Origin of the sequence: Streptomyces sp. NPDC090108, from assembly GCF_044747185.1 — a bacterium.
GTDB lineage: Bacteria > Actinomycetota > Actinomycetes > Streptomycetales > Streptomycetaceae > Streptomyces.
This window is the reverse complement of the sequence record NZ_JBIVDQ010000012.1, coordinates 95,612-102,079: the sequence shown is the minus strand read 5'-3', so window position 1 is coordinate 102,079 and position 6,468 is coordinate 95,612. Positions and strand designations below refer to the sequence as shown.

Here is a 6,468-nt window from a genome sequence, read left to right as displayed (position 1 = left end):
TTTTGGTGCGGGGCGTTGTGGGGGGGTTCTTTTTTTTGGGGGGGGGGGGGGGGGTGGCGGGGGGGGGGGGGGGGGGGGGGTTTTTTTGGGGGGGGGGGGGGGGGGGGGGGGGCGGGGGGCCCCCCCCCCCCCCCCCCACGCCGGCGCGGTCACTTCAGAGCGGCCTTCATCATCGCCTTGGCGACCGGCGCGGCCAGACCGTTGCCGCTGACCTCCGAGCGGGCCGCGTCCGACTGCTCGACCAGGACCGCGACGGCGACCTCCTTGCCGGTGCTGTCCGACCTGCCGTACGAGGTGAACCAGGCGTACGGCGTCTTGCTGTTGTTCTCGCCGTGCTGGGCGGTACCGGTCTTGCCGCCGACGGTCACCCCGTCGATCAGCGCGTTCGTGCCGGTGCCGTCCTTCACCACCGACTCCATGGCCGACCGCAGCAGCTCGGCGGTGTGCGAGCTGACGACCTGGGTGGTCTTCGGATGGCCGTCGTCATCGAGCACCTCGCCGCCGCTGTCGGTGATCTGCGACACCATGTGCGGCGAGACCAGCTCACCGTCGTTGGCTATGGCGGAGGACACCATCGCCATCTGGAGCGGCGTCGCGGTGACGTCGAACTGGCCGATGCCGGAGTACGCGGTCTGCGGCTGGTCCATGTCCTTGGGGTACACACTGGCGTAGGCGCGCGCCGGAACGTCCAGCTTGTCGTCGTCGAACCCGAACTTCTCCGCCATGGCCCGCACCTTGTCCTGGCCGAGCTGCACCGCCATGTGACCGAAGACGTTGTTGCAGGAGTACTCCAGGGCCACCCGGATCGAGGCGTTCCCGCAGGGCGCGGCCTTGTTCTCGTTGACCAGCACCCGGGTCGTGCCCGGCGGGGTGTACGGGTCGGGGCTGTCGGTGTGCTCGTCCACGTCGCTGTACAGCCCGTTCTCCAGCGCGGCCGCGGCCACGACCAGCTTGAACGTCGAGCCCGGCGGCAGCGGCTGGCGCATCGCGCGGTTGACGAGCGGCTTGTCCCCGTCCTTGTTCAGCTGCGTCCAGCCCTTCCCGGCGGTGTTCGCGTCGGTCAGCTCGGTGGGGTCGTACGACGGGGTCGAGACCATCGCGAGGATCTTCCCGGTCTTCGGGTCGATCGCGATGGCGCCGCCCTTCTTGCCGGCCAGGGCCGCGTACCCGGCCTTCTGCACGGCCGGGTCGACCGTGGTGACCACGTCGCCGGGTTCGGTGTGCTTGCCGGTGATGGTGTTCAGCACCGTCTGCAGCCGGGGGTCCGTGCCGTTGAGCACGTCCTTGTAGACGCCCTCCAGCAGGGTGGGGGCGTAGGCCTGCGAGGCGTATCCGGTCACCGCCGCGTAGAGCTCACCCTGCTTGTACGTGCGTTTGTAGGCGAGATCGCCGCCCTTCGTCCGTGCCGATCCGGTGATCGAGTCGCCGGCCACGATGATGTTGCCCAGCGGCCGGGAGTACGTCTCGATCGCGTTCCGGCGGTTGTTGGTGTCTTCCGCGAGTGCCTGCCCGTCGTAGAACTGCACCCAGGTCGCCCTCACCAGCAGGGCGAGCACGAGCAGCAGTGTGAATACGGACGCCCGCCTGATCGTGTTGTTCATACCGTCCGTGAGGACGACCGGAGCGGGTGCGATCGTTCCCGTGCGACCGGAATTCTCATCACACATTCAGTCCGGGCCCGCCGGTGTGCGCCGCCCGGGCGGGCGCGGAGAGCCCCGAGAGCCCGCAGGGCGCGGCGCGTGGGGCGGGACGCGTCAGAGGTGCCGCGTCGCCAGGGTCAGACGGTCCCGCGCGTCGAGGAGGGCGTCCTTGATCAGCTGCTCGTGGGCCGGGGTCAGCCGGGCGACCGGCACCGAGCAGCTGATGGCGTCGCGGGCCGGGGTGCGGTACGGGACGGCGACGCCGAAGCAGCGCAGGCCGAGGGTGTTCTCCTCGCGGTCCACGGCGAAGCCCTGCTCGCGGATCTCGCGCAGCTCCTCGATCAGCCGCTCCCGGTCGGTGAGCGTGTGCTCGGTGAGCGCGGGCAGCTTCTCGGGCAGCAGTGCGCGCACCTGCTCGTCGGTGTGCGTGGCGAGCAGCGCCTTGCCGAGCGAGGTGGAGTGCGCGGGCAGCCGGCGGCCGACGCGGGTGAAGGGCCGCAGATAGTGCTGGGACTGGCGGGTGGCCAGGTAGACCACGTTCGTGCCGTCGAGGCGGGCCAGGTGGATGGTCTCGGTGGTGTCGTCGGAGAGCCGGTCCAGGGTCGCCCGGGCCGCGGCCACCACCTCGTCGCCGTCGATGTAGGAGGTGCCGACCAGCAGCGCCCGCACCCCGATGCCGTACCGCGTGCCCGTCGCGTCCGTCTCCACCCAGCCCAGCTCCACGAGCGTGCGCAGCAGCATGTACAGGCTGGACTTGGGGTAGCCCACGGCCTCCTGGACGGCCGCCAGGGAATGCATGCCGGGACGGCCCGCGAAGTACTCCAGCAGCTCCACGGTCCGCACCGCGGACTTGACCTGCGCGCCGCCTGCCTCGCCTGCCGACATCGCCCGTGATCCCTTCGTTCGCGTTCGTGCGCCTTCGTGCGCGCGGAACCTGATCGGAGGACCCGGATATCCGGACGGAGCATCTGGATATCCGAGGGTCCGGATAGGTAGTCTCCGAGCAGCTCATTCACCATCGGAGACCGTGTTCAGCATATCGAACGCGCCTGATGGGGGACCGGGAAATGCGGCCTTGTCTGGAGGTACCCGCGGTGGCAGCAGCACCAGTCTGGAGTGTCGACCCCCGCACCGGGAAGCGGCGGGAACAGGTCGCGGTGGAGGCCACGGCCGAGGAGGTGGACGCGGCCGTCTCGGCGGCGCACGCCGCCCGCGGCGCCCTGGCCGACCGCGCGGTCCGTGCCGCCTTCCTGCGCTCGGCCGCCGAGGGCCTGGAAGCGGCCCGGGACCACCTGATCGAGGCCGCGGACGCCGAGACCGCCCTCGGGCCGGTCCGGCTCACCGGTGAACTGGCCCGGACGGCCTACCAGTTGCGGGCCTTCGCCGGCATCGTCGACGAGGGCGCCTTCCTGGACGTCGTCGTCGACCACCCCGACGGCACCGCCACCCCGCCCGTCCCGGACCTGCGCCGCTACAAGATCCCGCTCGGGGTCGTGGCCGTCTTCGGCGCCTCCAACTTCCCCTTCGCCTTCTCCGTCGCCGGCGGCGACACCGCGAGCGCGCTGGCCGCCGGGTGCCCGGTCGTCGTCAAGGCCCACCCCGGCCATCCGGCCCTGTCCGAGCTGGTCGCCAAGGTGCTGCGCCGGGCCGCCGCCCTGCACGGGATCCCCGGGGGCGTCGTCGGCCTGGTGCACGGCTTCGACGCGGGGGTCGGGCTGATCCGGCACCCGCGGGTCGCCGCCGCCGGATTCACCGGTTCGGTGCGGGGCGGGCGGGCCCTGTTCGACGCGGCCGCCGCGCGCCCGGTGCCGATCCCCTTCCACGGCGAACTGGGCTCGCTGAACCCGGTCCTGGTGACCGAGGCGGCCGCCGCCGAGCGCGCCGAGGAGATAGGCGCCGGACTCGCCGGGTCCATGACCCTCGGCGTCGGCCAGTTCTGCGTGAAGCCCGGACTGGTGCTGGTGCCGTCCGGCGCGGCCGGGGACGGACTGGTCAAGGCCCTCACCGACGCGGTCAGCGACACCGAGGCCGGTGTGCTGCTCGACCACCGGATGCGCGACGCCTTCGTCGCCGGGGTCGCCGAGCGGGCCGCGCTGCCGGGCGTGGAGTCGCCCGTCACCCCGGGCGCGGGCGGCGAGCACACGGTCAGCGCGGGATTCCTGACGGTGCCGGCCGGCCGGCTGGCCGGGGAGGGGCCCTGCGACCTGCTCCTGGAGGAGTGCTTCGGGCCGGTCACCGTGGTGGTGCGGTACGAGGACGAGACCGAGGTGTCGGCGGTGCTGGGACGCCTGCCGGGCAGCCTCACCGCGACCGTCCAGCTGTCCGGCGAGGAGGCCGCGGGGGGCTCGGGGGCGCCGGAACTCCTGGCCCGGCTCTCCCCGTTGGCCGGGCGTGTGGTGGTGAACGGGTGGCCGACCGGTGTGGCGGTCGCACCGGCCCAGCATCACGGCGGGCCCTACCCCGCGACGACCTCCACCTCGACCTCCGTGGGCGGCACCGCGATCGAGCGCTGGCTGCGGCCGGTCGTCTACCAGAACGCGCCCGAGGCGCTGCTGCCCGGCGAGCTCCGCGACGGCAACCCCCTCGGACTGCCCCGGCGGGTCGACGGAGTGCTGGAGCGGTAGCCCGCGCGGGTCCCCGGGGCCGGGTTCCGCCGTCGCCGTCGCCGTCGCCGCCGTCGCCACCGTCACCGCGGTCGCCGCGACCGCGGGGCCTGGCCGGTCCGCCCGGCCACGCGGTCCCCCCGGGCCGGGTTCCGCCGTCGCCGGGCGGGCGCACAGGGCCTGCTGCGAGAATCCGGCAATGGATCTCGAACTTCCCGAACTCCCCTTCCCACTGCGGACGTACGGACCCGACGGCCACTGGTCCTACGAGGGCGGTGTGCTCAGCGGCTGGGCCGGCCCCCGGCAGGACCGGTTCGTGACGCCGACCGGGGAGGCCCTGGACCCGGCCTCCGACGCGCCCCGGCTGCTCGGGGCGCCCGAGGGCGACTTCCAGCTGATCGCCCGGGTCACCGTGGGCTTCACCGCCGCCTTCGACGCCGGCGTGCTCTACGTCCACGTCGGCGACCGGGCCTGGGCCAAGCTCTGCCTGGAGTACTCCCCGGACACGCCCACCGTCTGCACCGTGGTCACCCGCGGCCACTCGGACGATGCCAACTCCTTCACCGTGGACGGCAGTTCCGTGTGGCTGCGGATCAGCCGGACCGGACGGGCCCTCGCCTTCCACGCCTCCCGGGACGGTGAGCGCTGGACCTTCGTCCGGCTCTTCACCCTGGGCGAGGAGAAGGAGACCGACGCCGCCCTGGTCGGCTTCATGACCCAGTCGCCGCTGGGGGAGGGGTGCGTGGTCACCTACGACCACATCGAGTTCAGGCCCGCGTGGCCGGGCGACCTGCGAGACGGAAGCTGAGCCAGAGGGTCAGCGTCAGGAGGGCCGCCGCCACGGACAGGCTCGCCCGCATCCCCGCGGTGAACCCGCCCGGCACCAGCGCCCCGAACACCGCGATCCCCAGCCCGCCGGACACCTGCCGTGCCGAGTTGAGCACCCCCGCCGCCAGCCCCGCCCGCTCGTCCGGCACGGCGTCCAGCATCACGGCCGTCAGGGTCGGGATCGACAGCGCCACACCGAGGGCCATCGGGACCAGGAGCAGGGCCACCACGGCGGCGGGCGTGCGGGGGCCGACCCCGAACAGGGCGGCCAGGCCCGCCACCGCGAGCGCCTGCCCGAGCAGCAGCGGCAGCCGGGGGCCATGACGTCCCGCGAGCTTGCCCGCCACCACGTTGGTCACCGGGATCACCCCGGTCATCGGCAGGAACAGCAGCCCGGCGTACAGCGCCGAACGGCCCTGCACCTGCTGGAGGAAGAGCGAGAAGAGGAAGATCGTCCCGTAGAACGCCACGCTGCACGCCGCCCCCGCGGCGACGGCCACCCGTACCGCCCGGTCACGGAACAGTCCGGGCGGGACCACGGGGTGCGGCTGCCGCGACTCGATCCGCACGAACAGCGCGGCCGCGGCGACGGCCACCGCCCAGGCCGCGGCCGACGTCGTGCCGTCCTCGATCACCGCGAACGTCAGCGCCGTCAGGGCGATTACGGCCGTGGCCTGGCCCGGCAGGTCCAGCGGTGCGGGCCGGCGCTCCGAGCGGGGCGCGCGCAGCAGCAGGACGAGGGCCGCGGCACCCAGCGGGAGGTTGACGAAGAAGATCCCCCGCCAGTCCCAGACCGTCGTCAGCGCCCCGCCCGCCACCGGCCCCAGGGCCAGCGCCGTCGACCCGCCGGCCGCCCAGGCCGCCACCGCGCGGCCGCGCCGGCCCGGATCGGGGTACGCCTGCCGCACCAGGGCCAGCGACGCGGGCAGGACCACGGCCGCGGCCACGCCCTGCACCACCCGCGCCGCGATCAGCGTCGCGAGACCGGGCGCCAGCCCGCAGGCCGCCGAGGCGAGGGTGAAGACGGCGACCCCGAGGGCGTACGCCCGGCTCGCCCCGGCCCGGTCCGAGAAGGCGCCCGTGGACAGCATCAGCGCGGCCAGGGCGACGGTGTAGGCGTCGACCACCCACTGGAGCCCGGACATTCCGCCGCCGAGCGACGAACCGATCGCCGGCAGGGCCACGTTGACCACGGTCGCGTCGAGGGTGATGAGCGCGGAGCCGAGCATGGCGGCCGCCAGCGTGAGCGCCGGGACGGGCGCCCGCGCGGGCGCCGGGGGGCGCGGCGCCGATGCGGGTTCCAACTCGGCTCGGGACACGGCTGGTTGGGAATCGGTGAGGGTCGGTTCTGTGGGCATGTCCCCATGCTGCGGAGCCCGTCCGGCGTACAGTAGTGG

Annotated in this window: 5 protein-coding genes; 2 read left to right on the top strand and 3 right to left on the bottom strand. The window is 73.6% G+C overall.

All coding sequences use genetic code 11. The features are described from left to right. Positions 1–149 precede the first annotated feature (149 nt). Both ACIPRD_RS32050 and ACIPRD_RS32045 read right to left on the bottom strand, forming a co-directional pair. Complete coding sequence (locus tag ACIPRD_RS32050) at positions 150–1,601, bottom strand: peptidoglycan D,D-transpeptidase FtsI family protein (protein WP_401568181.1); 1,452 nt, start codon at positions 1,599–1,601, stop codon at positions 150–152. A 153-nt stretch (positions 1,602–1,754) separates the two neighbouring features. Continuing rightward, a complete protein-coding gene (locus tag ACIPRD_RS32045; RefSeq protein WP_356398905.1) occupies positions 1,755–2,525 on the bottom strand; it encodes an IclR family transcriptional regulator in 771 nt (256 codons plus the stop codon). A 209-nt stretch (positions 2,526–2,734) separates the two neighbouring features. On the opposite strand from ACIPRD_RS32045, the gene ACIPRD_RS32040 reads away from it, so the two are divergent. Together ACIPRD_RS32040 and ACIPRD_RS32035 are read left to right on the top strand one after the other, a co-directional pair. Further along, the gene (locus ACIPRD_RS32040; RefSeq protein WP_356398907.1) at positions 2,735–4,264 is read left to right on the top strand and encodes an aldehyde dehydrogenase (NADP(+)); all 1,530 of its coding nucleotides are present in this window, start codon (positions 2,735–2,737) and stop codon (positions 4,262–4,264) included. Positions 4,265–4,442: 178 nt separating this feature from the next. Beyond that, on the top strand, positions 4,443–5,051 hold the full coding sequence (locus ACIPRD_RS32035) for a DUF1349 domain-containing protein (protein ID WP_356398909.1): 609 nt from the start codon (positions 4,443–4,445) through the stop codon (positions 5,049–5,051). On the opposite strand, the gene ACIPRD_RS32030 is transcribed toward ACIPRD_RS32035, so the two are convergent. After that, positions 5,011–6,429: an MFS transporter gene (locus ACIPRD_RS32030; RefSeq protein WP_401568178.1), complete on the bottom strand. Its 1,419-nt coding sequence runs from the start codon at positions 6,427–6,429 to the stop codon at positions 5,011–5,013. The two genes, ACIPRD_RS32035 and ACIPRD_RS32030, sit on opposite strands and share 41 nt — an antisense overlap. Positions 6,430–6,468: the final 39 nt, after the last annotated feature.

Bases quoted from the DNA above. Each gene is read 5' to 3' on its own strand.
- ACIPRD_RS32050 (WP_401568181.1), bottom strand. From the start codon at position 1,601: ATGAACAACACGATCAGGCGGGCGTCCGTATTCACACTGCTGCTCGTG.
- ACIPRD_RS32045 (WP_356398905.1), bottom strand. From the start codon at position 2,525: ATGTCGGCAGGCGAGGCAGGCGGCGCGCAGGTCAAGTCCGCGGTGCGG.
- ACIPRD_RS32035 (WP_356398909.1), top strand. From the start codon at position 4,443: ATGGATCTCGAACTTCCCGAACTCCCCTTCCCACTGCGGACGTACGGA.
- ACIPRD_RS32030 (WP_401568178.1), bottom strand. From the start codon at position 6,429: ATGCCCACAGAACCGACCCTCACCGATTCCCAACCAGCCGTGTCCCGA.